Origin of the sequence: Pseudomonas sp. GL-R-19, from assembly GCF_019956375.1 — a bacterium.
GTDB lineage: Bacteria > Pseudomonadota > Gammaproteobacteria > Pseudomonadales > Pseudomonadaceae > Aquipseudomonas.
Genome location: NZ_JAHBDJ010000020.1, coordinates 66,865 through 91,428, shown reverse-complemented (window position 1 = coordinate 91,428; position 24,564 = coordinate 66,865). Strand labels below are relative to the sequence as shown.

25 protein-coding genes and 1 pseudogene are annotated in these 24,564 nt (G+C 60.3%); 15 read left to right on the top strand and 11 right to left on the bottom strand.

All coding sequences use genetic code 11. The features are described 5' to 3' along the window. Positions 1–304 precede the first annotated feature (304 nt). A complete protein-coding gene (locus tag KGA83_RS12275; protein ID WP_108218697.1) occupies positions 305–1,156 on the bottom strand; it encodes a glycine betaine ABC transporter substrate-binding protein in 852 nt (283 codons plus the stop codon). Between the two features lie 288 nt (positions 1,157–1,444). Between KGA83_RS12275 and KGA83_RS12270 the strand changes: the two genes are divergently transcribed. Beyond that, positions 1,445–3,040 (top strand): glycosyl hydrolase family 17 protein, encoded by a 1,596-nt coding sequence (locus tag KGA83_RS12270; RefSeq protein ID WP_223529811.1) that lies wholly within the window; start codon positions 1,445–1,447, stop codon positions 3,038–3,040. Positions 3,041–3,180: 140 nt separating this feature from the next. Here KGA83_RS12270 and KGA83_RS12265 read toward each other — a convergent pair whose 3' ends face one another. Then, positions 3,181–3,549 carry a hypothetical protein gene (locus KGA83_RS12265; protein WP_108218695.1) on the bottom strand — a complete coding sequence of 123 codons (369 nt, stop codon included), beginning with the start codon at positions 3,547–3,549 and terminating at the stop codon, positions 3,181–3,183. A gap of 225 nt (positions 3,550–3,774) precedes the next feature. Here KGA83_RS12265 and KGA83_RS12260 point away from each other — a divergent pair, with 225 nt between their 5' ends. Together KGA83_RS12260 and KGA83_RS12255 are read left to right on the top strand one after the other, a co-directional pair. After that, on the top strand, positions 3,775–5,073 hold the full coding sequence (locus tag KGA83_RS12260) for a serine/threonine protein kinase (RefSeq protein ID WP_108218694.1): 1,299 nt from the start codon (positions 3,775–3,777) through the stop codon (positions 5,071–5,073). Then, the gene (locus KGA83_RS12255) at positions 5,066–5,854 is read left to right on the top strand and encodes a VacJ family lipoprotein (RefSeq protein WP_108218693.1); all 789 of its coding nucleotides are present in this window, start codon (positions 5,066–5,068) and stop codon (positions 5,852–5,854) included. Before KGA83_RS12260 ends, KGA83_RS12255 begins: the two co-directional genes overlap by 8 nt. Before the next feature lie 128 nt (positions 5,855–5,982). On the opposite strand, the gene KGA83_RS12250 is transcribed toward KGA83_RS12255, so the two are convergent. Continuing rightward, positions 5,983–6,897, bottom strand: a complete 915-nt coding sequence (locus tag KGA83_RS12250) for a DUF808 domain-containing protein (protein WP_223529810.1) — start codon at positions 6,895–6,897, stop codon at positions 5,983–5,985. A gap of 134 nt (positions 6,898–7,031) precedes the next feature. Here KGA83_RS12250 and KGA83_RS12245 point away from each other — a divergent pair, with 134 nt between their 5' ends. Next, positions 7,032–7,640: a TetR/AcrR family transcriptional regulator gene (locus KGA83_RS12245; protein ID WP_108218692.1), complete on the top strand. Its 609-nt coding sequence runs from the start codon at positions 7,032–7,034 to the stop codon at positions 7,638–7,640. A 120-nt stretch (positions 7,641–7,760) separates the two neighbouring features. Here the strand turns inward: KGA83_RS12245 and KGA83_RS12240 are convergent, their stop codons facing one another. Together KGA83_RS12240 and KGA83_RS12235 are read right to left on the bottom strand one after the other, a co-directional pair. Next, positions 7,761–8,219: an REP-associated tyrosine transposase gene (locus tag KGA83_RS12240; protein WP_108218705.1), complete on the bottom strand. Its 459-nt coding sequence runs from the start codon at positions 8,217–8,219 to the stop codon at positions 7,761–7,763. A 228-nt stretch (positions 8,220–8,447) separates the two neighbouring features. Further along, a complete protein-coding gene (locus tag KGA83_RS12235; protein ID WP_108218691.1) occupies positions 8,448–8,888 on the bottom strand; it encodes a GlcG/HbpS family heme-binding protein in 441 nt (146 codons plus the stop codon). Between the two features lie 260 nt (positions 8,889–9,148). Here KGA83_RS12235 and gcl point away from each other — a divergent pair, with 260 nt between their 5' ends. The 8 genes from gcl to KGA83_RS12195 all read left to right on the top strand — a co-directional run bounded on the left by gcl (position 9,149) and on the right by KGA83_RS12195 (position 18,838). Next, positions 9,149–10,924, top strand: a complete 1,776-nt coding sequence (gene gcl, locus KGA83_RS12230) for a glyoxylate carboligase (RefSeq protein ID WP_057715848.1) — start codon at positions 9,149–9,151, stop codon at positions 10,922–10,924. A gap of 146 nt (positions 10,925–11,070) precedes the next feature. Then, positions 11,071–11,853 carry a hydroxypyruvate isomerase gene (gene hyi, locus KGA83_RS12225; RefSeq protein ID WP_108218689.1) on the top strand — a complete coding sequence of 261 codons (783 nt, stop codon included), beginning with the start codon at positions 11,071–11,073 and terminating at the stop codon, positions 11,851–11,853. A gap of 123 nt (positions 11,854–11,976) precedes the next feature. Beyond that, positions 11,977–12,870, top strand: a complete 894-nt coding sequence (locus tag KGA83_RS12220; protein WP_108218688.1) for a 2-hydroxy-3-oxopropionate reductase — start codon at positions 11,977–11,979, stop codon at positions 12,868–12,870. 149 nt (positions 12,871–13,019) lie between these two features. After that, positions 13,020–14,300 (top strand): glycerate kinase, encoded by a 1,281-nt coding sequence (locus tag KGA83_RS12215; protein ID WP_223529809.1) that lies wholly within the window; start codon positions 13,020–13,022, stop codon positions 14,298–14,300. Then, positions 14,290–15,714 (top strand): pyruvate kinase, encoded by a 1,425-nt coding sequence (gene pyk / locus KGA83_RS12210; RefSeq protein WP_223529808.1) that lies wholly within the window; start codon positions 14,290–14,292, stop codon positions 15,712–15,714. The genes KGA83_RS12215 and pyk overlap by 11 nt, the downstream gene beginning before the upstream one ends. 189 nt (positions 15,715–15,903) lie before the next feature. Next, entirely contained in the window at positions 15,904–16,818 is a 915-nt protein-coding gene (locus tag KGA83_RS12205; RefSeq protein WP_108218685.1) for an urea transporter, read from the top strand. 21 nt (positions 16,819–16,839) lie between these two features. Further along, complete coding sequence (locus KGA83_RS12200; RefSeq protein ID WP_108218684.1) at positions 16,840–17,664, top strand: ion transporter; 825 nt, start codon at positions 16,840–16,842, stop codon at positions 17,662–17,664. Positions 17,665–17,839: 175 nt separating this feature from the next. Beyond that, positions 17,840–18,838, top strand: a complete 999-nt coding sequence (locus tag KGA83_RS12195) for a sulfate ABC transporter substrate-binding protein (RefSeq protein ID WP_108218683.1) — start codon at positions 17,840–17,842, stop codon at positions 18,836–18,838. Between the two features lie 63 nt (positions 18,839–18,901). Here KGA83_RS12195 and KGA83_RS12190 read toward each other — a convergent pair whose 3' ends face one another. Further along, positions 18,902–19,531 carry a hypothetical protein gene (locus tag KGA83_RS12190; protein ID WP_108218682.1) on the bottom strand — a complete coding sequence of 210 codons (630 nt, stop codon included), beginning with the start codon at positions 19,529–19,531 and terminating at the stop codon, positions 18,902–18,904. 235 nt (positions 19,532–19,766) lie between these two features. Between KGA83_RS12190 and KGA83_RS12185 the strand changes: the two genes are divergently transcribed. Beyond that, positions 19,767–20,972 (top strand): MFS transporter, encoded by a 1,206-nt coding sequence (locus KGA83_RS12185; RefSeq protein WP_223529807.1) that lies wholly within the window; start codon positions 19,767–19,769, stop codon positions 20,970–20,972. 104 nt (positions 20,973–21,076) lie between these two features. Here the strand turns inward: KGA83_RS12185 and KGA83_RS12180 are convergent, their stop codons facing one another. Together KGA83_RS12180 and KGA83_RS12175 are read right to left on the bottom strand one after the other, a co-directional pair. After that, positions 21,077–21,481: a type II toxin-antitoxin system HicB family antitoxin gene (locus KGA83_RS12180; RefSeq protein ID WP_108218680.1), complete on the bottom strand. Its 405-nt coding sequence runs from the start codon at positions 21,479–21,481 to the stop codon at positions 21,077–21,079. Further along, entirely contained in the window at positions 21,481–21,693 is a 213-nt protein-coding gene (locus KGA83_RS12175) for a type II toxin-antitoxin system HicA family toxin (protein WP_108218679.1), read from the bottom strand. The genes KGA83_RS12180 and KGA83_RS12175 overlap by 1 nt, the downstream gene beginning before the upstream one ends. Before the next feature lie 102 nt (positions 21,694–21,795). Here KGA83_RS12175 and KGA83_RS29825 point away from each other — a divergent pair, with 102 nt between their 5' ends. Further along, on the top strand, positions 21,796–21,924 hold the full coding sequence (locus KGA83_RS29825; protein ID WP_256594984.1) for a hypothetical protein: 129 nt from the start codon (positions 21,796–21,798) through the stop codon (positions 21,922–21,924). A gap of 65 nt (positions 21,925–21,989) precedes the next feature. Next, complete coding sequence (locus KGA83_RS12170) at positions 21,990–22,871, top strand: LysR family transcriptional regulator (RefSeq protein ID WP_108218678.1); 882 nt, start codon at positions 21,990–21,992, stop codon at positions 22,869–22,871. Between the two features lie 99 nt (positions 22,872–22,970). Here KGA83_RS12170 and phnN read toward each other — a convergent pair whose 3' ends face one another. The 3 genes and pseudogenes from phnN to KGA83_RS12155 all read right to left on the bottom strand — a co-directional run bounded on the left by phnN (position 22,971) and on the right by KGA83_RS12155 (position 24,551). Continuing rightward, the gene (phnN, locus tag KGA83_RS12165; protein WP_108218677.1) at positions 22,971–23,537 is read right to left on the bottom strand and encodes a phosphonate metabolism protein/1,5-bisphosphokinase (PRPP-forming) PhnN; all 567 of its coding nucleotides are present in this window, start codon (positions 23,535–23,537) and stop codon (positions 22,971–22,973) included. Positions 23,538–23,678: 141 nt separating this feature from the next. Further along, a pseudogene (locus tag KGA83_RS12160) lies at positions 23,679–23,837 on the bottom strand (alpha-D-ribose 1-methylphosphonate 5-triphosphate diphosphatase); the annotation flags it as partial. A gap of 306 nt (positions 23,838–24,143) precedes the next feature. Further along, entirely contained in the window at positions 24,144–24,551 is a 408-nt protein-coding gene (locus KGA83_RS12155; RefSeq protein ID WP_108218676.1) for a hypothetical protein, read from the bottom strand. Positions 24,552–24,564: the final 13 nt, after the last annotated feature.

The following is a 24,564-nucleotide window of genomic DNA, read 5'->3' as shown; positions in this document are numbered from 1 at the left end:
CTTGCGAAAGCCTTCATTGCCGTTGATATAAGCCTCAATGGCCGTAATTTTGAACTGAAGCGAAAACTTGCCCATGGAAACACCGCCAAAAGTCAGGGTTGGTGTCCAACTTTTGGGGTGCAGTCCAAATTGTAGGAGCGAGCTTGCTCGCGATGATTTTGAAGGCGCCGCACTTTTTCAGACAGCACGCGTTAACGTTCACGCCCATCGCGAGCAAGCTCGCTCCTACAAAAAAGCAAAGGGCCGCTTGGCATAAATTTGCCGAGCGACCCTGGAAGATGCTGACCAGACGCGTCAGCTCAAATCACTTGGTCCAGACAGCCACACGATCAGGGTGTTTGGCGACCCAATCCTTCGCCGCTGCTTCAGGCTTGGCACCGTCCTGGATCGCCAGCATCACCTGGCCGATTTCATCCTTGGATTCCCACTGGAAGTTCTTCAGGAACTTGGCCACTTCCGGCGCCTTGGCCTCCAGGCCCTTGCTGCCGATGCTGTTCACGGTTTCAGCCGCGCCGTACACGCCTTTCGGGTCTTCGAGGAAGCGCAGTTTCCACTTGGCGAACATCCAGTGCGGCACCCAGCCGGTCACCGCGATGGATTCGTTTTTCTTCTCGGCACGGGTCAGCTCGGCGATCATGCCGGCGCCGGAACTGGCCTTGAGTTGATAGCCGGTCAGATCGTAGTCCTTGATCGCCTGATCGGTCTTGAGCATCACGCCTGAACCTGCGTCGATGCCGACAATGCGGTTCTTGAAGGTGTCGTCGGTCTTGAGGTCGTCAATGGACTTGGCCTTGACGTATTCCGGCACGATCAGGCCGATTTTCGCGTCCTTGAAGTTCGGGCCGTAATCGACGACCTGATCCTTGTTCTTCGTCCAGTAATCGCCGTGGGTCACCGGCAGCCAGGCCGACAGCATGGCGTCGAGCTTGCCGGTGGCCACGCCTTGCCACATGATCCCGGTGGCGACGGCTTGCAGCTTCACGTCATAACCGAGTTTCTGCCTGATCACTTCCGCAGCCACGTTGGTCGTGGCAACGCTGTCCGACCAGCCGTCGACATAACCGATCGTCACTTCCTTGCCGGCGGCACTGGCCACGGTAGAACTGATCGCCAGCACCAAAGCGGCACCTGCGCCCAAGAGTCGTCGCATCTTCATCGTTACTTCCCCGAAAGTGCTGCGCTCGACGGATGCCGAGCCGCTTAAACGTATTGTTATGGTGCACAGCGCCCCCATCACGCCTAACCGCAAACTCGTTCGAACATCAGCGGAGTACTGACGCCTTCGATGATCAACCTGACGCTCTTGGCGACCTGCTCTGCCAGCGACATCGAGGCAACGAGAAACGACATCAGAACGCCATTAATCCTGAGCGCGACCAACGCATCGTAGACTCCGCCCGAACATTGCATGTCAAAATCATGCGGGCCACCAAGCACGCGGTAAATGCAGGTAACATGCGCGGCTTTGCTCCCACACGGCCTTTCCATGTCCGCGACATCCCGCTTCCCTTTTGCAGCTTATCTATTCGCTTGCCTGCTCGGGCTGTTTGCCCTGGGCGGCTTCTGGTATGGCCTCGGTAAACCGGTGATATTGCCGGACGCGGCCAGCGCAACGCACAAGCTGCAATGCGCGTCCTACACGCCGTTCGACAAGGATCAATCGCCGTTCGACCTGCCCTTCAAACTGCGCCCCGAGCGCATGGATGCCGATCTCGCGCTGCTGTCCAAAAGCTTCGAATGCATCCGCACCTATTCCATGACCGGCCTCGAAGCCCTGCCGGAACTGGCGCGCAAGCACGGCTTGAAAATGATGATTGGCGCATGGGTGAACAGCAACCCGGTGGACACGGAAAAAGAAGTCGACCTGCTGATCGCCTCGGCCAATGCCAACCCGGATGTGGTGAGCGCGGTGATCGTCGGCAACGAAACCCTGTTGCGCAAGGAAGTCACCGGCGCGCAATTGGCGAAACTGATCAACAAGGTCAAAAGCCAGGTCAAACAGCCTGTCACCTATGCCGACGTCTGGGAGTTCTGGCTCAAGCATCCGGAAATCGCCCCCGCCGTAGACTTCCTGACCATCCATTTGCTGCCGTATTGGGAAGATGATCCATCGAACATCGACGCTGCCCTGCAACATGTGGCCGAAGTACGCCAGGTGTTCGGCAACAAGTTCGCGCCCAAGGATGTACTGATCGGCGAAACCGGCTGGCCAAGTGAAGGTCGCCAACGCGAAACGGCCCTGCCGAGCCGGGTCAACGAAGCCAGGTTCATTCGCGGTTTTGTCGCCATGGCCGAGCAACGGGGCTGGCACTACAACCTGATCGAAGCCTTCGACCAGCCTTGGAAACGCGCCAGTGAAGGTGCAGTGGGTGGTTACTGGGGGCTTTTCGATGCCGATCGCCAGGACAAGGGCGTGCTGGCCGGGCCAGTGACAAACGTACCCTACTGGTCGCAATGGCTGGCGGTGGGTGGCTTGATCTTCATCGGCACGTTACTGCTCGGTGGCCGGGTTCGTACGACGCGTTCGGCGCTGGTGCTGCCCTTGCTCGGTGCGTTGGCGGCGTGTTCGATAGGCGCCTGGGGTGACCTGGCACGGGTGACCACGCGCTTTACCAGTGAATGGTTATGGGTCGGATTGCTGACCGCGCTGAACCTGCTGGTGCTGGCCCATGCCGCGCTGACATTGAGTCCTCGCAGCGGTTGGCGTGGGCGGGCCTTCAACTTGCTGGAACGCCGTGCTGGCTGGCTGGTTGCAACGAAAGGTTTCGCTGCAGCCGTGATGATGCTGGAACTGGTGTTCGATCCGCGTTATCGCAGCTTCCCGAGTGTCGCGTTCATCGTGCCTGCGCTGGTTTATCTGTGCCGCCCGGTGAATGTGCCGCGCCGCGAGGTTGCGTTGCTGACTTTCATCATCGGTGCCGGCATTGCACCGCAGTTGTTTCGTGAAGGTTTGCAGAATCAACAGGCCTGGGGTTGGGCGCTGGTGAGTGTGTTGATGGTGGCTGCGTTGTGGCGTTGCCTGCGGGTTCGTACAGCTTGATTCTTTAGCGACCCGACTGGCCTCATCGCGAGCAGGCTCGCTCCCACAATTGATCTTGGTCGCACACAAATGTTGTGTTCACTGAGGATCTATTGTGGGAGCGAGCCTGCTCCGGGCGGCGTTCCGACGAAGACGGGCTTTTAAACGCCGCGAGCAGCCCTGACCAACCGCAACCCGGCAATCACCACCGCAAACACCGCCAGCGTCGTGTTGTACAACGCCAGCGCCGGAAACCCGAACACCAGCGCCAGCGCTGCCAACCACCAGCCTGCCCGCCCCGGTACGACAAAGCCGATGATTGCCGCACCCAGCGCAGCCCAGCCCAGCACCCCGAAGTGGATCATCAGCCCCAGGTTCGAACGCACCTGGCATTCCCAGCGGCTTGCCTCATCCACGCAAATGCCGACCCACTGCGCATCCTCCATGAAGCCATAACGCGCGCCATAGCTGGCGACAAGCCATACAGGCAGCAATACAAGCAGCAGAATCACGGGCAGGCGGCGAGACATGAAACACTCCAATTGGCGAAAAACGGCGGCCAGCTTAATCGCCCGAAAGCGTTTCGCAAGCGATAACAACTGTTAACTGGTCTTTCAATCGCGGCAAAGTGTATCGTCCAGCTACTACGACTGCGCAATCAGGCCTGTTTCGTGCCGATGGTTGGCACTTTGGCGCAGATCCGATGGTCATAGCCTGCGAAATTCATTCGGCACCTTCTTCTAAGGGATTTAGTCATGCTCCGTTCCTTGCGCTTCGCCGCCCTGTTTGGCGGCCTTATTTTGAGTGCGTCCGCACTGGCGGTCGATATAGATGCCGCCAGTTATGGCTACCCCCTGACCAACCCGTTCGAGGCGACCATCGCGACCACGCCGCCGGACTTGCGTCCGGAGTTGCCTCTGGACGATGACATCGATCAGGCAGTGCGCAGCGTCACCTTGCGTCCGGAACGGGCGTTCGAATTGCCGGATAATTTCTGGGCGGTCAAGAAACTCGACTACCGCATTGCCACGCAGGATCACGCCGCACCACTGATTTTCCTGATCGCCGGCACCGGCGCACGCTATGACAGCACCCTGAACGAATACCTGAAGAAGCTTTATTACAAAGCCGGCTACCACGTGGTGCAGTTGTCATCGCCCACCAGCTATGACTTCATGAGCGCCGCATCACGCTTCGCCACACCGGGTGTGTCCAAGGAGGACGCCGAAGACCTGTACCGGGTGATGCAGGCCGTACGGGCACAGAACCCGAAACTGCCAGTCACCGATTACTACCTGACCGGCTACAGCCTGGGTGGACTGGATGCCGCTTTCGTCGCGCACCTGGACGAAACCCGCCGCAGCTTCAACTTCAAGAAAGTCCTGCTGCTCAACCCGCCGGTCAACCTCTACACCTCGATCACCAACCTCGACAAGCTGGTCCAGACCGAGGTCAAGGGCATCAACAACAGCACCACGTTCTATGAACTGGTACTGAACAAACTGACCCGCTACTTCCAGCAGAAGGGCTACATCGACCTCAACGACGCCCTGCTCTACGACTTCCAGCAGTCCAAGCAGCACCTGTCCAACGAGCAGATGGCCATGCTGATCGGCACCTCGTTCCGCTTTTCGGCGGCCGACATTGCCTTCACTTCGGACCTGGTCAACCGTCGCGGCCTGATCACCCCCCCCAAGTTCCCGATCACCGAGGGCACCAGCCTCACCCCATTCCTCAAGCGTGCGCTGCAATGCGACTTCGACTGCTACATCACCGAACAAGTGATCCCGATGTGGCGCGCCCGCACCGACGGCGGCAGCCTGCTGCAACTGATAGACCAGGTGAGCCTGTATGCGCTGAAGGACTATCTGCACGACAGCCCGAAAATCGCCGTCATGCACAACGCCGATGACGTGATCCTCGGCCCTGGCGACCTCGGTTTCCTGCGCCGGACCTTTGGCGATCGCCTGACCGTTTACCCGCTGGGCGGCCATTGCGGAAACATTAACTACCGCGTCAACAGCGACGCCATGCTGGAGTTCTTCCGTGGCTAAATACCTCCTGCTTTTCGCAGCGTTACTCTGTGCAGGCGTCGCCAATGCCGACAACAGCAAAGCCAACGCCCCCGTGGTCGTCGACAGTGATGGTTTCAAGGAACCGCTGAGCAAACTCAAATTCAACCCGGGTCTGGACCAGCGTGAGTTCGAGCGTTCAACCCTCAGCGCGCTGACCGTCTACGATCCGCTGGAAGAGTGGAACCGGCGCGTCTATCACTTCAACTACCGCTTCGATCAATGGGTGTTCCTGCCGGTGGTCAATGGTTACCGCTACGTCACCCCGAACTTCCTGCGCACCGGCGTCAGCAACTTCTTCAACAACCTCGGCGACGTGCCGAATCTGATGAACAGCCTGCTGCAACTCAAGGGCCAGCGCTCGCTGGAAACCACCGGGCGCCTGCTGCTCAACACCACCATCGGCATCGCCGGCCTGTGGGACCCGGCCACCGCCATGGGCCTGCCGCGCCAAAGCGAAGACTTCGGCCAGACCCTGGGCTTCTACGGCGTGCCGGGCGGCGCTTATTTAGTCCTGCCGATCCTCGGTCCGTCGAACCTGCGTGATACCGGCGGCCTGGTGGTGGATTACTCGGCCGAGAGTGCGATCAACTTCCTCAACGTGGCCGAAGTCAGCTCCAACCATCCGGAAGTGTTGATCCTGCGCGGCATCGACAAGCGCTACCAGACCACCTTCCGCTATGGCCAGACGAACTCGCCGTTCGAGTACGACAAAGTGCGTTACGTGTATACCGAAGCGCGCAAGTTGCAGATCGCCGAGTAAACCCGGGGCCCCAAAAACACTGTGGGAGCGAGCCTGCTCGCGATGAGGTCGTGTCAGTCACCAACAAGGTTGGTCTGACACACCGCAATCGCGAGCAGGCTCGCTCCCACATTTGTTATTTGTTGCCTTCAGCCTTTCAGTGTTTTCCAGATTTTGCTGGCAGCCATTACGCCCACCAACACCACCGCACCCGCCGCAATCCCCGCCAGACCATTGAGCAACACCGGCACGATAAATCCGCCGCTACCCGCCGCCGCACCCACCTCTTCGATCCAGTGATGCGCCACCGGCACACCGTGGGTCAGGATGCCGCCACCGACCAGGAACATCGCCGCCGTGCCAATCACCGACAGGCTCTTCATCATGTACGGCGCAGCACGCAAAATGGCGCCACCGATGCTTTTCGCCATCTGCCCGGGCTTTTGAGTCAACCAGAGTCCAAGGTCATCCAGCTTGACGATACCCGCCACCAGGCCATAGACGCCGATGGTCATGACGATTGCGATCCCCGATAGCACGATGACTTGCTGGCTCAACGGCGCACCGGCCACGGTGCCGAGGGTGATGGCGATGATTTCCGCCGAGAGAATGAAGTCGGTGCGGATCGCGCCCTTGATCTTGTCCTTTTCGAACGCCACCAGATCCACTTCCGGGTCTGCCACTGCCTCGACCAGTTCAGCATGTTCGACCTGATCTTCGGCCTTGCTGTGCAGGAACTTGTGGGCGAGTTTTTCGAAGCCTTCGAAGCACAGATAGGCACCACCGACCATCAACAACGGGGTGACCAGCCACGCAATGAACGCACTGATGGCCAGCGCCGACGGCACCAGGATCAATTTATTGATGAACGAACCCTTGGCGACCGCCCAGACCACCGGGATTTCCCGCTCGGCACGCACGCCGCTGACTTGCTGGGCGTTGAGTGCCAGGTCGTCACCGAGTACGCCAGCCGTTTTCTTGGCGGCCATTTGGGTCATCAATGACACGTCGTCCAGCACGGCGGCGATGTCGTCAATCAGCACCAGCAAACTGCTTCCTGCCATGAATCGGGTTTCCTTCTGCAATGAATGCGCAGCAGCATAGCGCGGCATAACGGGTCTCGGTGCATTCTTGAGCGTCGCGCGAGGCCGGTGATACCATGCGCAACCGCCAGAACAGGCAAGGAATCACCCGGTTTATGAGCACTATCCGCGAGCGCAACAAACAACTGATCCTGCGTGCCGCCAGTGAGGAATTCGCCGACAAAGGCTTCGCTGCGACCAAAACCAGCGACATCGCAGCCAAGGCCGGATTGCCCAAGCCCAACGTCTACTACTACTTCAAATCCAAGGAAAACCTCTACCGCGAGGTCCTGGAAAGCATCATCGAGCCCATCCTGCAGGCGTCGACACCGTTCAATCCGGACGGCGAACCCGGAGAAGTGCTCAGCGGCTACATTCGCTCGAAAATCCGCATCTCCCGCGACCTGCCTTTCGCGTCCAAGGTGTTCGCCAGCGAAATCATGCACGGCGCGCCCCACTTGAGCACCGATCTGGTCGAACAGCTCAACGGCCAGGCAAAACACAACATCGAGTGTATCCAGACCTGGATCGACCGCGGGCAAATCGCCCCCATCGACCCCAACCACCTGATGTTCAGCATCTGGGCCGCGACCCAGACCTACGCCGACTTCGACTGGCAGATCACCGCCATCACCGGCAAAGCCCGGCTGGATGAAGAAGATTACGAAGCGGCGGCGCAGACGATTATCCGGTTGGTGCTGAAGGGGTGTGAGGCTGAGCGGTAGACCGCATCAAGGCTATTCGCGAGCAAGCCCGCTCCCACATTGGAACGAGTCTCGCCAGAAGAATTGCGATCAAGTGTGGGAGCGGGCTTGCTCGCGAATGGAGACAACTCGGTCTGCCGGTCAAACCCAAATGGCATCCCACAACGGATAGTCACCAAGCTTCTCGACCAGCCCAGCCCGCAATGGGTTTGCCACAACATATCGTGCCAGCTTTACCAGATCCTCTTCTTTTCTCAGCGCATGGTCATGAAAACTCTGCTGCCAGAGACTCCCCGCTCTGCCAGTTGCCTTATTGACTGCACGAGTACTCAAGGATTTCGCCTGACACATCAGTTGCGCTAACGATCCTCTTTGCAATTGAATCAGCCAGTGAAAATGATCGGGCATGACCACCCAGGCCAACGACTCGGCAAAGCCGTCATCCTGTGCTTGCCTGAATTGATGAACAACCAGTCTGCCAAGGGTGTAATCCCTGAAAACAGGTTCTCGTTTCAGGGTATTGGCAGTCAGTAGGTAAATGCGGTTTTGCTCGGCGTAGCGGCCGATGCGCAGGCGGTGTGATGCTGACAGCTCAGGCATTCCCTTGCCCTCTCTCATGTTGAAGTCATGGAAAGGCTAGTTCAGCGACTACAGGATTGTGGGGCAGACCTTTAGCTGGATGTATCTGGGAGATTGCCTTCGCGAGCAAGCCCGCTCCCACACTTGATCGCTGTCGTTCACAAAATTTGTGTACGCAAAAAATCCAATGTGGGAGCGCGCTTGCTCCGGGCGGCGTTCCGACGGAAGCGGTAATTCAATCAGCGAAGATCAAGCCGCCACCCCCGCATCCGCCACCAACCCCAACGCCTCGATCGCATTGATCGCGCACTGCTCGTCGACATCCGACAGATCGCCGCTGATCCCCACCGCCCCCAGTACATTCCTGTCCTGATCGCGAACCAGCACACCACCCGGTGCCGGCACGACGCTGCCCTGCCCCAGGCTGTTCAACGCGGCGATAAATGCCGGGCGTTGCTGGGCGTCCAGCGCCAGCAGGCGTGAACCCTTGCCCAGCGCGATGGCGCCCCAGGCTTTGCCGATGGCGACGTGCGGGCGCAGCAGGCTGGCGCCGTCTTCGCGTTGCAAGGCGATCAGATGCCCGCCGGCGTCCAGTACCGCAATGGTCAAGGGCGCCGCAGAGATTGCACGCCCTGCGGTGATGGCCTCGTTGACCAGGTTGACTGCGACTTTCAAGGTTAAAGCGCTCATGGTGCCGTCCTCATTTTGTTTTTCGGAAAGTCGTTGGGCTGCGCGGCAGCCCGATGCAATAAATAGAACACAATGAACTATTTTTTTGTATACAATAATTCTCGAAAAGCGCCACATGCGACGAAAAGCCACAGTAGAAAGGGCTTCCGACGAATGAAACGGCCGCTTGAGAAAATGGATTGACCTGCGCCGTCCGCCGTGAATACACTCTGCGCAAAGCCACTTGTATACAATTACAAAACGTAAAGAGGCACAAAACCATGAGCAAAATGAGAGCAATCGAAGCCGCCGTTCTGGTGATGCGCCGTGAAGGGGTCGATACCGCTTTTGGCATCCCGGGTGCCGCCATCAACCCGCTGTACTCCGCCCTGCAAAAGGTCGGCGGCATCGATCACGTACTCGCTCGCCACGTTGAAGGCGCCTCGCACATGGCCGAGGGCTACACCCGCACCAAGGCCGGCAACATCGGCGTGTGCATCGGCACTTCCGGCCCTGCCGGTACCGACATGGTCACCGGGCTCTACAGCGCCTCGGCCGACTCGATTCCAATCCTCTGCATCACAGGCCAGGCACCCCGCGCCCGTATGCACAAGGAAGACTTCCAGGCTGTCGATATCACCACCATCGTCAAGCCAGTCACCAAATGGTCGACCACCGTCATGGAACCGGGCCAGGTGCCTTACGCGTTCCAGAAGGCTTTCTATGAAATGCGCTCCGGCCGTCCAGGCCCGGTGCTGATCGACCTGCCGTTCGACGTGCAGATGGCCGAAATCGAATTCGACATCGACGCCTACCAGCCACTGCCATTGGCCAAGCCGAGCGCTACCCGCGTCCAGGTTGAAAAAGCCCTGGCCATGCTGGATCAGGCCGAGCGTCCATTGCTGGTGGCCGGTGGCGGCATCATCAACGCCGATGCCGCCGACCTGCTGGTGGAGTTCGCCGAGCTGACCGGTATTCCGGTTATCCCGACCCTGATGGGCTGGGGCGCCATCCCGGATGATCACCCGTTGATGGTGGGCATGGTGGGTCTGCAGACTTCGCACCGCTACGGCAACGCGACCATGCTGAAATCCGACGTGGTTCTGGGCGTGGGCAACCGTTGGGCCAACCGCCACACCGGTTCCGTTGACGTGTACACCGAAGGCCGCAAGTTCATTCACGTCGATATCGAACCGACCCAGATCGGCCGCGTGTTCACCCCGGACCTGGGCATCGTTTCCGACGCCGCTGCCGCGCTGACCGTGTTCATCGAAGTCGCTCGCGAATGGCAAGCCGCCGGCAAGTTGAAGAACCGCAGCGCCTGGCTGCAAGACTGCCAGCAGCGCAAGGCCAGCCTGCAGCGCAAGACTCACTTCGACAATGTGCCGGTCAAGCCGCAACGGGTTTACGAAGAGATGAACCAGGTGTTCGGCAAAGACACCTGCTACGTCAGCACCATCGGTCTGTCGCAGATTGCCGGCGCGCAGTTCCTCCACGTCTACAAGCCGCGTCACTGGATCAACTGCGGTCAGGCTGGCCCTCTGGGCTGGACCATTCCGGCAGCACTGGGCGTGGTCAAGGCTGATCCGAACCGTAAAGTCGTGGCCCTGTCGGGGGACTATGACTTCCAGTTCATGATCGAAGAACTGGCCGTGGGTGCGCAGTTCAAGCTGCCGTACATTCATGTTGTGGTGAACAACTCGTACCTGGGTCTGATCCGTCAGGCACAACGCGGTTTCGACATGGACTACTGCGTGCAGCTGTCCTTCGACAACCTGAACGCGCCGGAACTCAACGGCTATGGTGTCGACCACGTCGCAGTTGCCGAAGGCCTCGGCTGCAAGGCACTGCGCGTGTTTGAACCGGCCCAGATCCAGCCTGCCCTGCGCAAGGCCCAGGAGCTGATCGAAGAGTTCAAGGTTCCGGTGATCGTCGAGATCATCCTGGAGCGCGTGACCAACATTTCCATGGGTACCGAGATCAACGCCGTCAACGAATTCGAAGACCTGGCGCTGGTCGGCGACGACGCACCGACTGCGATTTCGTTGCTCGACTGATCCGCTATGGCTTGATGCCCCTGTGTAGGAGCTGCCGCAGGCTGCGATCTTTTGATCTTTGATTTTGAAGATCAAGATCAAAAGATCGCAGCCTGCGGCAGCTCCTACAGATAGCCATCATCATTAATTTTCAACGGGAGACCACCATGCCGCGTTTCGCAGCCAACCTGTCCATGCTGTTCACCGAACAGGACTTTCTCGCCCGTTTCGAAGCGGCCGCCAATGCCGGCTTCAGTGGTGTCGAATACCTGTTCCCGTACGACTTCAGCTCCGCCGAAATCAAGGCCAAGCTCGACGCCAACGGTCTGACCCAAGTGTTGTTCAACCTGCCGGCCGGTGACTGGGCCAAGGGTGAGCGCGGTATCGCGTGCCTGCCGGACCGGGTTGAAGAGTTCCGTGCCGGTGTCGACCTGGCCATCGCTTACGCGCAAGTGCTGGGCAACACCCAGGTCAACTGCCTGGCCGGTATTCGTCCGCAGGGCGTTGACGATGCCACCGTGGAGAAGACCTTCGTCGCCAACCTCAAGTACGCCGCCGACAAGCTGCAAGCGGCGGGTATCAAGCTGGTGATGGAAGCGATCAACACCCGTGACATTCCAGGCTTCTACCTGAACAACACGGCGCAAGCCCTGTCGATTCGCGAGCAGGTCGGCAGCGCCAACCTGTTCCTGCAATACGACATCTATCACATGCAAATCATGGAAGGCGATTTGGCCCGCACCCTGCAATCGCACCTGGGCGAAATCAATCATGTGCAGCTCGCTGACAACCCGGGGCGCAACGAACCAGGTACCGGTGAAATCAACTACCGCTTCCTGTTCGAACACCTGGACCGCATCGGCTATCAGGGCTGGGTCGGTTGCGAATACAAGCCGCTGACCACCACTGAAGCGGGTTTGGGCTGGTTGAAAACCCACAACGTGATCTAACACTGAACCCTGTGTAGGAGCGAGCTTGCTCGCGATGGTGTGTCAGCCACACCGGTGTCGATTGACACCCCTTCGCGAGCAAGCTCGCTCCTACAGAAAGCACAAAAACAAGAGGATTTTCTCATGGCTAAAATCGGATTTATCGGCACCGGCATCATGGGCCACCCAATGGCGGCGAACCTGCAGAAAGCCGGTCACAGCCTGTTCCTGTCGGCGCACCACGACGCAGCCCCTGCCGACCTGATTGCCGGCGGTGCCGTTGCCCTGGCGAACCCGAAGCAAGTCGCCGAGGAAGCTGAATTCATCATCGTCATGGTTCCGGATACCCCGCAGGTCGATGACGTGCTGTTCCGTGCCGACGGCATCGCTGCGGGCGTGAGCAAAGGCAAAGTGGTGATCGACATGAGTTCGATCTCGCCGACCGCCACCAAGGCTTTCGCGGCCAGGATCAACGAAAACGGCGCGCAATACCTCGACGCCCCGGTATCCGGCGGTGAGGTCGGCGCCAAGGCGGCGACCCTGAGCATCATGGTTGGCGGCGATGCCGACGCCTTCGAACGCGCCCTGCCGCTGTTCCAGGCCATGGGCAAGAACATCACCCTGGTCGGTGGCAACGGCGACGGTCAGACCGCCAAGGTGGCCAACCAGATCATCGTGGCCCTGAACATCCAGGCCGTGGCTGAAGCCCTGCTGTTCGCTTCGAAAAACGGTGCCGATCCGGCCAAGGTGCGTGAAGCACTGATGGGCGGTTTCGCGTCCTCCAAGATCCTCGAAGTGCACGGCGAGCGCATGATCAAGGGCACCTTCGATCCGGGCTTCCGCATCAGCCTGCACCAGAAGGACCTGAACCTGGCCCTGCAAGGCGCCAAGGAGCTGAACATCAACCTGCCGAACACCGCCAACACCCAGCAAGTGTTCAGCACCTGCGCGGCCATTGGTGGCAGCAACTGGGACCACTCGGCGCTGATCAAGGGCCTGGAACACATGGCGAACTTCTCGATTCGCGACAAGAAGTAAGCCCCTGCCGCAAAACCTGTGGGAGCTAGCCTGCCAGCGATGAAATCGACGCGGTGTGTCTGATAGACCTCAGTGCCTGAATCGCTAGCAGGCTAGCTCCCACAGGGGTTCTAGCCGTTCTCCAATAACAAGAATTCCGGGAGCCCGCCATGTCGGTCGATCCGCAACAATTGCTGCGCGAGCTGTTTGCCACAGCCATCGACGCGGCGCATCCGCAACAAGTCCTCGAAGCCCATCTGCCTGCCGACCGCAGCGGTCGCGTGATCGTCATTGGTGCAGGCAAAGCCGCCGCCGCCATGGCCCAAGTGGTTGAGCGCTGCTGGCAGGGTGAAGTGTCCGGCCTGGTGGTGACCCGCTACGGTCACGGCGCCCCTTGCGAAAAAATCGAAGTGGTCGAAGCCGCGCACCCGGTACCGGATGCTGCCGGCCTGGCCGTGGCCAAGCGTGTGCTGGAACTGGTCAGCGACCTGAACGAATCCGACCGCGTGATCTTCCTGCTCTCCGGCGGTGGCTCTGCCCTGCTGGCCCTGCCGGCGGTCGGCATCACCCTGGCCGACAAGCAGTCGATCAACAAAGCCCTGCTCAAGTCCGGCGCGACCATCGGCGAGATGAACTGCGTGCGCAAGCACCTCTCGGCGATCAAGGGCGGCCGCCTGGGCAAAGCCTGCTGGCCTGCCACGGTCTACACCTATGCGATTTCCGATGTGCCGGGCGACCTCGCCACGGTCATCGCCTCCGGCCCTACCGTGGCCGACCCGAGCACGTCGGCCGAAGCGCTGGCGATCCTCAAACGCTACGCCATCGAGGTTCCGGCTTCGGTGCGCACCTGGCTGCAAAGCCCCGAGTCGGAAACCGTCAAACCCGGCGACCCGAGCCTGGCCCGCAGTCATTTCCAGTTGATCGCCCGCCCGCAGCAATCCCTTGAAGCGGCGGCGGTGAAATGCCGCCAGGCCGGGTTCAGTCCGCTGATCCTCGGCGACCTGGAAGGCGAATCCCGCGAGGTGGCGAAAGTCCACGCCGGCATCGCACGACAGATCGTCCTGCACGGTCAGCCGCTGGCGGCGCCCTGTGTGATTCTCTCCGGCGGTGAAACCACCGTGACCGTACGCGGCAATGGCCGTGGCGGGCGCAACGCCGAGTTCCTGCTGAGCCTGACCGACAACCTCAAGGGCCTGCCGGGCGTCTACGCGCTGGCCGGTGACACCGACGGCATCGACGGCTCCGAAGACAACGCCGGCGCGATCATGACCCCGGACAGCTACGCCCGCGCCGCCGCCCTGGGCCTGAGCGCCAGCGACGAGTTGGACAACAACAACGGTTACGGCTACTTCGAGGCGTTGGACGCCCTGATCGTCACCGAGCCGACCCGTACCAACGTCAACGACTTCCGCGCCATTCTGATCCTTGAGAGCACTAAACATGACGCCTGATAAAAAGGTCAAAATCCTCGCCACCCTCGGCCCGGCCACCGACGGCATCGACGGCATCGACGCCATCCGTGAGCTGGTGCTGGCCGGGGTCAACATCTTCCGCCTGAACTTCAGCCATGGCGATCACGCCGACCACGCCCAGCGTTTTCAGTGGATTCGTGAAGTCGAGCGTCAGCTGAACTATCCATTGGGCATCCTGATGGACCTGCAAGGCCCGAAACTGCGGGTCGGCAAGTTCGCCGAAGGCAAGGTGCAACTGGTGCGCGGTCAGGCCCTGCGCCTGGACCTCGATGCCACGCCAGGCGATGAGCGCCGGGTCAACCTGCCCCACCCGGAAATCATCGCCGCACTGGAGCCAGGCATGGATCTGCTGCTGGACGACGGCAAATTGCGCCTGCGGGTAGTGACCAAGTACGCCGACGCCATCGACACCACCGTGCTCAATGGCGGCGAACTGTCGGATCGCAAAGGCGTGAACGTGCCGCAAGCGGTGCTCGACCTGAGCCCGCTGACCGCCAAGGATCGCCGTGACTTGACCTTCGGCCTGGAACTGGGTGTGGACTGGGTGGCGCTGTCGTTCGTGCAACGTCCCGACGACATCCGCGAAGCCCGCTCCCTGATCGGCGACAAGGCGTTCCTGATGGCCAAGATCGAGAAGCCCTCGGCCGTCGAACAACTGCGCGAGATCGCCGAATTGAGCGACGCGATCATGGTCGCCCGGGGTGACCTGGGTGTGGAAGTGCCGGCCGAAAGCGTGCCGCAGATTCAGAAGAACATCATCGGCACCTGCCGCCAGCTCGGCAAACCGGTGGTGGTGGCGACGCAGATGCTGGAGTCGATGCGCTTCTCACCGGCGCCAACCCGCGCCGAGGTCACCGATGTCGCCAACGCCGTGGCCGAAGGTGCGGACGCGGTGATGCTGTCGGCGGAAACCGCCTCCGGCGAATATCCGCTCGAAGCCGTGCAGATGATGAGCAAGATCATCCGCCAGGTGGAAAACGGTCCGGACTATCAGACCCAACTCGACGTCAGCCGACCGAAAGCCGAGGCGACCGTTTCCGACGCGATCAGCTGCGCCATTCGCCGCATCAGCAACGTGCTGCCGGTGGCGGTGCTGGTCAATTACAGCGAGTCCGGCGCGTCGAGCCTGCGCGCGGCGCGGGAGCGGCCGACGGTGCCAATCCTCAACCTGACACCGAACCTGCAGACCGCTCGTCGTCTGAGTGTGGCGTGGGGCGTGCACTCGGTAGTCAACGACCGCCTCCGTCAGGTCGATGAAGTCTGCTCCACGGCACTGGAAATTGCCCAGGCCCAGGGCATGGCGCAGCGTGGCGACACGCTGTTGATCACTGCGGGTGTGCCGTTTGGGCAACCGGGGTCGACTAACTCTTTGCGTATCGAGACATTGATCTAACGAACGCAATTTGTGGCGAGGGAGCTTGCTCCCGCTCGACTGCGTAGCAGTCGCCTTTTCGGCATGACGGGATCCACAGAGAAACCGCATTCACCGGATCCGGGGCCGCTTCGCGCCCCAGCGGGAGCAAGCTCCCTCGCCACAGAGTTTGTGCAACACCTTTGATTTTCCACTGCCCTCGATTTCAAAATGCCTGCCAACCATTTCAACACCCACTGCCCCGATTGGGCCGAAGCCTTGCTCAACGGCTTCAGCCAGATCTTTCTCCAGCGTAATCCGCTGTGCGGCCTGCTGTGCCTCCTGGCCATCTTGTTCACGGCTCCCGCCTTGCTCGGCGGCGCCTTGCTCGGCGGTGTCGCCGGGCTGTTCACCGCGCAACGCCGCAACTATGCCAAGGCCGATCGTCAGGCCGGGTTGTTCAGCTACAACGGCGTCCTGCTCGGTCTGTTGCTGAGCCTGTATTTCCCCTGGTCGGCGATGATGCCGCCACTGATTCTGGCCGCCGGAGGCCTGAGTGCGATGGTCACCCAGCAGTGGCTCAAGCGCGTCCGGTTCAGCCAATGCCTGCCCGCCTACACCGCGCCCTTCGTCGGGCTGGGCTGGTTGCTGCTGTGCTTCGCCACGCCCTCGACAGAGGCGCACTTGATTGAAGTCAGCACGCTGAACATGCTCGTCGCGCCACTCAAAGGCCTCGGCCAGGTGATGTTCCTCGGTCATCCGCTGGCCGGTGCGATGATTGCCGCCGGTTTGCTGATCGCTGATCGCCGCGCATTCTGCTGGGCAGTGCTGGCGTCTGTCGCGGGCATGGGCTGGAGCCTGTTGCACCACGACTTCTATACCGCACTGCTCGGCCTCGGTGGCTATAACGCCGTGCTGGCCGCCCTCGCCTTCAGCTCGCAGCGTCGCCAACCGTGGCTGCCGCTGCTTGGCATTGGCCTGGCGCTGTTGCTGACGCCGGTGTTTGCCGCTATCGGTCTGCCCACGCTGACCGCGCCGTTCATTCTGGCCGGCTGGCTGATTCGCAGCGTCGTGCAAATGCTCGGCAAAGCCACGGTCGAAAGCGCGCCTTGCGCTCCCGGGGAGAATCAACCTAGGCTGCGCTGATTTGCGGCCAAGGCGATGTGCATGAACAGCAACGATACGTGGCGAAATCGCCTGTACGTGATTATTTTCCAGACCGACACCGTTGCCGGGCGACGCTTCGACTCCACCCTGCTGCTGATCATCCTCGCCAGCCTGGTGGTGGTGATCCTGGACAGCATCGATGACGTCCACCAGAACTACGCCAGCGTGCTTGCGTACATCGAGTGGGGCTTCACGGTGATCTTCCTCGGCGAGTACATCCTGCGCCTGTATTGCTCGCCCAAGCCTCTGCGCTATGCCTTCAGTTTCTATGGTCTGGTGGACCTGCTGGCCATCGTGCCCGGCATCCTCGCGCTGTACTACAGCGATGCCCAGTACCTGCTGATCATCCGGGTGATCCGGATGCTGCGGATCTTCCGCGTGCTCAAGCTCGGTCCGTACCTCAAGCAAGCCCATTACCTGCTCGATGCCCTGCGCGGCAGCAAGCAGAAAATCCTCGTGTTCCTGCTCAGCGTCTGCACTCTGGTGATCGTGTTCGGCACCCTGATGTACGTGGTCGAAGGCCCGCAAAGTGGCTTCACCAGCATTCCCAAGGGCATTTACTGGGCTATCGTCACCCTGACCACAGTCGGATATGGCGACATCGTGCCCAGGACCGCCCTGGGCCAGGTCATTTCGTCGATGGTGATGATCACCGGTTACTCGATCATCGCCGTGCCCACGGGGATCTTCACCGCCGAACTGGCCACGGCCATGCGTGGTGGCCAGATACAGCACGACTGCCCGGTGTGTGCGAAAAACAGCCACGAACAAGAAGCCTCGTTCTGTTCCCGTTGTGGCAATGCATTGTTCAAAAAACTGGAATAAGCAAAGAGCTTTTTAATCTTTAAGGGACTAAACGAGCCCGGCTATAGTCGACACCTCGTTGATAACTAATAAATAACCTGTAGGAGCTGCCGCAGGCTGCGATCTTTTGATCTTGAAAAACAAAGTCAAAAGATCGCAGCCTGCGGCAGCTCCTACATAGAACAGGGAATTCGCAGTGAAAAAACTCTTTGGCGCCTCTCTTCTGGCCGCGGGCCTGGCACTGACCAGCGTGGCTCAGGCCGCACCGACCCTGCTCAACGTTTCCTACGACGTGATGCGCGATTTCTACAAGGACTACAACACTGCGTTCCAGAAACACTGGCAAGCCGAGCACAACGAAAACATCATCTTGCAAATGTCCTTCGGTGGCTCCAGCAAACAGGCGCGCTCGGTGATCGACGGCCTGCCAGCCGATGTCATCACCATGAACATGGCCACCGACATCAACGCCCTGGCGGACAACGGCAAACTGGTCCCGGACAACTGGGTCACGCGCCTGCCCGACAACAGCGCGCCGTTCACTTCGGCCACCGTGTTCATCGTGCGCAAGGGCAACCCGAAAGCCCTGAAAGACTGGCCGGACCTGCTCAAGGACGGCGTTCAGGTCATCGTCCCGAACCCGAAAACCTCCGGCAACGGTCGCTACACCTACCTCTCGGCCTGGGGCTACGTGCTGAAAAACGGCGGCGACGAGAACAAGGCCAAAGACTTCGTCGGCAAGCTGTTCAAGCAGGCGCCGGTACTCGACACCGGTGGCCGTGCCGCTACCACCACCTTCATGACCAACCAGATCGGCGACGTGCTGGTGACCTTCGAGAACGAAGCGGAAATGATCGCCCGCGAGTTCGGCCGTGATCAGTTCGAAGTCATCTACCCAAGCGTTTCCGCCGAAGCCGAGCCACCGGTGTCGGTGGTGGATAAAACCGTCGACAAGAAAGGCACGCGCGCCGCCGCCGAGGAATACCTGAAATACCTGTGGTCGCCGCAAGGGCAAGAGATTGCGGCGGCCAACTACCTGCGCCCGCGTGACCCGGCCGTGCTGGCCAAGTACACCGACCGCTTCCCGAAAGTGGACTTCCTGTCGGTGGAGAAGACCTTCGGTGACTGGCGCACGGTGCAGAAGACCCACTTCAATGATGGCGGGGTTTTCGACCAGATCTACAGCGGTCAGTAATCGACTGAAACACTGCAACCCCTGTGGGAGCGAGCTTGCTCCCACAGGTTCTGCGACTTCCCGCTACATCGGCGGCGTCACGCCATCCTTGCCCGCCGAGATGGATTGAGCGGTGAGCGTGCCATCAGCGCCCTGCGTGACAAAGGTCACGATCTTCACGCCCACCTTCAACAGGCTGCGATCGGCCGGCACCAGGTTGACGATGGGTACGTCCTCCGGCACCAGGATCTTCTGTTGGCCGCCCTTGTAATTGACTGTCAGCACCCTACCGTTGCTCACTACCAGGTCGCCGACGCTGCCGTTGGTCATGCTGCTGCCCTTGACCAGATCGAAGGGCCGATGACCATCGCCACTGCCGGCCAGCTCCGGCGGGAAAACATGAACTTCAAGGGCCTTGAGGGTGCCATCTTCCTGAGGAATGGCCGCAGAGCCGATGTAGCTGCCGGGCTTGATGTCTTCGATGTTGGCCAGGGTCACGGCGCGGACCTTGGTGTCCTTGCTCAGGTTGATCACTACGTTTTCGCCACTGTTGGCATGGACTTTCAAAACCTCCTGGCTGACACCGGTGATCTCGCCGCGCACACCGATGCGCGTGCCCGGCGCATCCTCGGCCTGCACCAGGCCAACGCTGAATACGCTGATCAAGGAAGCGACACAAGCGCGGAGAATCAGCTGACGAAACTTCACATTCATGGGACGGCCCTCCGGTGGCAAGACAGTAAGAGAGAACATAAGCACGCTATCGAGCAAGATATAAGTGAATGTATCATTCACCTCCATAGTTCTGACGCAAGGCTCTTCGACGGGCGACACACGCGTCCGTCAGTCATTCCGCAATGGAATGATTGCTATCACTCCAATCCCACTTCCGCCGTTTCAGTCAGCCCATTAGCCTGCGCGCATTCCTTTCCGTACAGCGAGACCCGTTATGAACCCAGCGACCCAGGTGTCCCACGGCACCGCGACAATGACCCCAGGCATGGTGCTGCTGTTCGCCTTCTGCTGCGGCGCCATTGTCGCCAACATCTACTACGCGCAGCCAATTATCGGACTGATCGCGCCGGACATCGGCCTGACCGACACCTTGGCCAGCCTGATCGTTTCCCTGACTCAGATCGGCTATGCGCTGGGGCTGTTTTTCCTGGTGCCGCTGGGGGATTTGCTGGAGAACCGCCGATTGATGATCATCACCACGCTGGTGGCAATCGGCAGCCTGCTGGGGGCGGCGTTCACCGATCAGCCGAATGTGTTTTTGCTGATTTCGCTGTTGGTGGGGTTCAGTTCGGTTTCGGTGCAGATCCTGATTCCGCTGGCCGCGCACCTGGCGCCGGAAGAAACCCGTGGCCGCGTGGTGGGCGGGATCATGGGCGGTTTGTTGCTCGGCATTCTGCTGGCCCGGCCGGTGTCCAGCGTGGTGGCCGACCACTTCGGCTGGCGGGCGATGTTTGTGATTGCCGCCGTATTGATGGCAGCCATCAGCATCGTGCTGGCCGTGACCATTCCCAAGCGTGAACCTGATCACAGTGCGTCCTATGGCCAATTGCTGGGCTCGCTGTGGACGCTGTTGCGCAAACAACCGGTGCTGCGCCAGCGGGCGTTTTACCAGGGGTGCATGTTTGCCACCTTCAGCCTGTTCTGGACCGCCGTGCCGTTGGAGCTGGCGCGCAATCACGGTTTGTCGCAAAGCGAGATCGCGATTTTCGCGCTGGTGGGCGCCATCGGCGCCATTGCCGCCCCTATCGCCGGACGCCTGGCCGATGCCGGTCACACCCGCATCGCTTCATTGCTCGCCCTGCTGTTCGCCAGCCTGAGTTTTCTGCCGGCGTTTATCCATCCGGCCTGGAGCGTCATCGGCCTGGCTGTGACCGGTGTGGTGCTCGACTTCTGCGTGCAGATGAACATGGTCCTCGGCCAGCGTGCGGTGTACGCCCTCGACGGCAAAAGCCGCAGCCGCCTGAATGCGCTGTACATGACCAGCATCTTCATCGGCGGCGCCTTTGGCTCTTCGGTGGCCAGCGCGGTGTACGAACAGGGCGGCTGGTTGTGGATCGTGATCGTCGGCAGCGCATTTCCGCTGCTGGCGTTGTTGCGGTTTTTGAGTGTTTCGCAGAAGACGGCGTTGGCGACTGCGTAAGCTTTAAAGCTTCGTCGGATCGCCGCCCGGAGCAGGCTCGCTCCTACAGGGTTCGCGAACATCCTGTGGGAGCGAGTCTGCTCGCGAATGAAAGCGGCCCGGATTTATTGCCGCACCAGCTTTTCCATCGCCGCATCCGCCAGAAAGGAGGAGCGGCTTTTGACGTTGTGCTCGCGCACATAGCGGTCAATGCGCTGGATCACATAGCCGGGCAGCGTGACATTGACCTTCTCGGTCTTGCCCATATACGGCGAAATATCCAGCTCCAGCATTCCCCAGCCCATGTCGGCGAACTCCGGATTACCACGATGCACCGCTGCTGAAGTCGGCATTGGAATTGTCTCTCCATCTGCCGCGATCTCTTGCAGCATGATGTGGGCAATTTCGACAGCAGCGTTATAGGCATCTTCAAAGGTATCCCCGGCGGTTACCGCGCCCGGAATATCGGGGATCTGGATACCGATGGCGGTGTGCTCATCGCCCCATTCGATACAGATTGGATATTGCATTATGGATCTCCTGCGTAACTGGCTGGCGGGCAGTACAGCCCGGCGCGCCTCCTGATGCTCTTGACCGTCCCGATCGGCAAATCCTTTTTCGGATGGGGGACGGGGATCGTGTATGGGTTGTATCGGTGAGTGAAGATGTGATGGCTGCCAGTGACCCTGTCCAAAGTCCAACCTGCCTCCGTCAATTCCTTGATCAATAGCCTGCTCTGCACCACCGGCCTCCTTGCTCCGGCCCAATTAAAAATAACCCTAGAGTTATCTTTACTCAAGCACAAAATCTCGCAGTACGACGCTCGGTTGTTTTGCAGAGTGTGATGCTGCCCATGCCGGGGCGTTATGTGATCGGCCGAGATGGTGTGATCCGTTACGCCGAGGTCAACCCGGATTACACTCAGCGTCCCGAGCCTGAGGCGATGCTGGATACAATTCGCGGTTCGCACTGACACCATTCATCAATTGTGGGGGCGAGCAGGCTCGCTGCTACATTTGATCTCTACAAGGACTTCCGATGGACCGCCTCGCTGCAATGGAAACCTTCGTCTACGTGGTGGAAACCGGCTCGTTTTCCGCTGCCGCCCGGCGTCTGAACATCGGCCAGCCGGCCGTGTCGAAAACCATCGCGCAACTCGAATCGCGGCTGGCGGTGCGGCTGTTGCTGCGTTCGACCCGGGGCCTGACGCCCACCGAGGCCGGGCTGGCCTTTTTCGAACGGGCCAAGCGCACCATCGAAGAAGCCGACGAGGCTGATAACGCCGCGCGCGGTGCGGCCAGCGGGCTGACCGGCAACCTGCGCATCTGCGCGGCGGTCACCTTCGGCCGGCTGCACATCGTTCCGCACCTGGGCCCCTTCCTGGAGCAAAACCCGGAGCTGAACATCGACCTGATGCTCGACGATCGCAACGTCAATCTGGTGGAAGAAGGCGTCGATGTCGCCCTGCGCATGGGTGAGCTGAGCGACTCTGCCCTGACCGCCCGCAAAATCGCCGAATGCCGGCGCATGGTGCTGGGCACCCCGGCGTACTTCGCAAAACATGGCGAACCCACCTGCCCCGACGACCTGTGCAAGCATCAGGCAGTCGTCTACAGCCTTGGCGGCGGCGCCAGTTGGCGGTTCGACAAGGCCGGCGAGGAGCAGTCGGTGAACATCAGCGGCCGGATCCGCGTCAACGCCGCCGAAGGCCTGCGTGAAGCCGTGCTGGCTCATCAAGGCCTGACCATGGCCTCGCAATGGATGTTCGCACCGGAACTGGCCGACGGCTCGGTCCGGGAAGCGATGAAGGACTGGGCATTGCCGGACCTGGACCTGTGGGCGGTGTTCCCCACAGGCAGAATGGCCAGCGCCAAGGCTCGGGCGTTCGTGGAGTATGTGCAGGGGTTGTTGATGAAGTAAGTTTCAGCCCCTCAATCAAGATCAAAAGATCGCAGGCTGCGCCAGCTCCTACATTAAGCGCGTACACAGGTAAATCATCGTCGTTCGTTCCCGGCAATGTCAGACACATGGAGGTTGCTCGTCAAAGCAGGCCAGCAACCGTTCGACCGTTTGCTCAAGTTGTCCGGAGTTGTCGAGCAGGTGCACGGTCGAGTCTTGCGCCAGCAGTTGCTCGCTGAACCGGGCATTGCGTGCCAACCGCTGATTGATCTCGGTCAGCGATTCCCGCCCACGCTCCAGCAAGCGATGGCGCAGTACTGCTTGATCCACAGTCAACAACAGCACTAACACGTTCGGATAGCGCGAGCGCGTGTTCTGCAAATGCCCCCGAGAGCCATTGACCAGTACGTCCTGCCCGGCGGCTAGCCAATCGTCGATTTCCCGCGGGATGCCATAGGACAACCCATTGGCGTGCCAGCTCAAGGCAAATGCGCCCTTGGCCTCCATATCGGCGAATTGCTGCGCACTGACACCCAGCGCCGCCTCGCCCACGGCTTCGGCCGAGCGAGTGATGACCCGCCGCACAATGCGGCAGCCGCGTTCGGCCAACCGCGTTCGCGCAGCATCCAGCAGGCTGTCCTTGCCCGAACCTGAAGGCCCGATGAGATAGATCAACCTGCCTGACATCAAAACACCCTCGTTGCTTGTCGCCATACTTGCTGGACCTTCGGCAGACCCGATGCGGTCTGATCTGCGGCGGCCACGTTACCCGAGTGTGACTCGCCGCGCACGATGTTCGGTGTGCCCATCGACACATTCACGCCGTGCTCCCGGTAAGTACTCACGGTACTTGGATTCCAGTACTGACTGGCGCTGACCCGGCGAGCGGTCCATCACCGACACCAACTGCACCAGCGGGTTTTCCACCAGATCGCGGAACACGCTGAAAATGTCCAGGCCGCACAGCTCACGGCGCAGGTGCAGCCCGAGGCGGCCTACCGGCCGACCTGGTTCTTCATGCGTGCGCATTTCCCCGTAGGAGCTGTCGAGTGCAACGAGGCTGCGATCTTTTGGCTTTATTGCTGACAAACAAGATCAAAAGATCGCCCGAGCGCGGACCGAGCCTTCGGCAGCTCCTACAGTCGGGCTGGGTACATTCGAAGGAAATTGGTCGGCTATCAGGCCGCCTTCGCTGCGATGCGGCGACCCGACAAGCCAGCTCCTACAGAGGTTGGGGTTGAACCGGATTATTCAACAGGCCCAAAAAAGGCGACCCGAAGATCGCCTTATTCGCTACTGCCCGAATTGCCGCCCCAGGCCACCCGGCACACCGTGGATATCCGTCTCCTCCCACGGCCCCTTCGGACTGATCGACCGGCTCCAGCCGTTATCCCAACGGTAATAGGTACGCTGGCGATAAAAGGTATTGGGCTGGTCATCGAGCACATACACACCAAGCTTCGGATCCCAATGGCTGTTGCCCCCGGGTGGTGGCGCGAAGCTCGCAGAAGTGCGTGGCAACGGCTTGGAGGGTTTGGCCGGGATGCTCGGCTTGCTCGGTACAGGCGAAGTCGATGGCGTGGGGCTGGGCTGCGACGGCGGGAACGGTGGTGGTGCCTGTTGTTCCGTTGGTTGCTGGACCGCACAAGCGCTTAACCCCATAACGACGCTGAGCAGGGTGATACGAGCGAATGCGGTCATGATTGCGTTTTCC

What these genes read in the sequence shown, in the direction of transcription:
- KGA83_RS12180 (WP_108218680.1), bottom strand. Translation starts at nt 21,481, where the DNA reads ATGCAATATCCAATCTGTATCGAATGGGGCGATGAGCACACCGCCATC.
- KGA83_RS12200 (WP_108218684.1), top strand. Translation starts at nt 16,840, where the DNA reads ATGAACAGCAACGATACGTGGCGAAATCGCCTGTACGTGATTATTTTC.
- KGA83_RS12155 (WP_108218676.1), bottom strand. Translation starts at nt 24,551, where the DNA reads ATGACCGCATTCGCTCGTATCACCCTGCTCAGCGTCGTTATGGGGTTA.
- pyk (WP_223529808.1), top strand. Translation starts at nt 14,290, where the DNA reads ATGACGCCTGATAAAAAGGTCAAAATCCTCGCCACCCTCGGCCCGGCC.
- KGA83_RS29825 (WP_256594984.1), top strand. Translation starts at nt 21,796, where the DNA reads ATGCTGCCCATGCCGGGGCGTTATGTGATCGGCCGAGATGGTGTGATC.
- KGA83_RS12185 (WP_223529807.1), top strand. Translation starts at nt 19,767, where the DNA reads ATGAACCCAGCGACCCAGGTGTCCCACGGCACCGCGACAATGACCCCA.
- KGA83_RS12190 (WP_108218682.1), bottom strand. Translation starts at nt 19,531, where the DNA reads ATGAATGTGAAGTTTCGTCAGCTGATTCTCCGCGCTTGTGTCGCTTCC.
- KGA83_RS12170 (WP_108218678.1), top strand. Translation starts at nt 21,990, where the DNA reads ATGGACCGCCTCGCTGCAATGGAAACCTTCGTCTACGTGGTGGAAACC.
- KGA83_RS12275 (WP_108218697.1), bottom strand. Translation starts at nt 1,156, where the DNA reads ATGAAGATGCGACGACTCTTGGGCGCAGGTGCCGCTTTGGTGCTGGCG.
- KGA83_RS12260 (WP_108218694.1), top strand. Translation starts at nt 3,775, where the DNA reads ATGCTCCGTTCCTTGCGCTTCGCCGCCCTGTTTGGCGGCCTTATTTTG.
- KGA83_RS12220 (WP_108218688.1), top strand. Translation starts at nt 11,977, where the DNA reads ATGGCTAAAATCGGATTTATCGGCACCGGCATCATGGGCCACCCAATG.
- KGA83_RS12245 (WP_108218692.1), top strand. Translation starts at nt 7,032, where the DNA reads ATGAGCACTATCCGCGAGCGCAACAAACAACTGATCCTGCGTGCCGCC.
- KGA83_RS12250 (WP_223529810.1), bottom strand. Translation starts at nt 6,897, where the DNA reads ATGGCAGGAAGCAGTTTGCTGGTGCTGATTGACGACATCGCCGCCGTG.
- gcl (WP_057715848.1), top strand. Translation starts at nt 9,149, where the DNA reads ATGAGCAAAATGAGAGCAATCGAAGCCGCCGTTCTGGTGATGCGCCGT.
- KGA83_RS12270 (WP_223529811.1), top strand. Translation starts at nt 1,445, where the DNA reads ATGCAGGTAACATGCGCGGCTTTGCTCCCACACGGCCTTTCCATGTCC.
- KGA83_RS12240 (WP_108218705.1), bottom strand. Translation starts at nt 8,219, where the DNA reads ATGCCTGAGCTGTCAGCATCACACCGCCTGCGCATCGGCCGCTACGCC.
- phnN (WP_108218677.1), bottom strand. Translation starts at nt 23,537, where the DNA reads ATGTCAGGCAGGTTGATCTATCTCATCGGGCCTTCAGGTTCGGGCAAG.
- KGA83_RS12205 (WP_108218685.1), top strand. Translation starts at nt 15,904, where the DNA reads ATGCCTGCCAACCATTTCAACACCCACTGCCCCGATTGGGCCGAAGCC.
- KGA83_RS12265 (WP_108218695.1), bottom strand. Translation starts at nt 3,549, where the DNA reads ATGTCTCGCCGCCTGCCCGTGATTCTGCTGCTTGTATTGCTGCCTGTA.
- KGA83_RS12215 (WP_223529809.1), top strand. Translation starts at nt 13,020, where the DNA reads ATGTCGGTCGATCCGCAACAATTGCTGCGCGAGCTGTTTGCCACAGCC.
- hyi (WP_108218689.1), top strand. Translation starts at nt 11,071, where the DNA reads ATGCCGCGTTTCGCAGCCAACCTGTCCATGCTGTTCACCGAACAGGAC.
- KGA83_RS12235 (WP_108218691.1), bottom strand. Translation starts at nt 8,888, where the DNA reads ATGAGCGCTTTAACCTTGAAAGTCGCAGTCAACCTGGTCAACGAGGCC.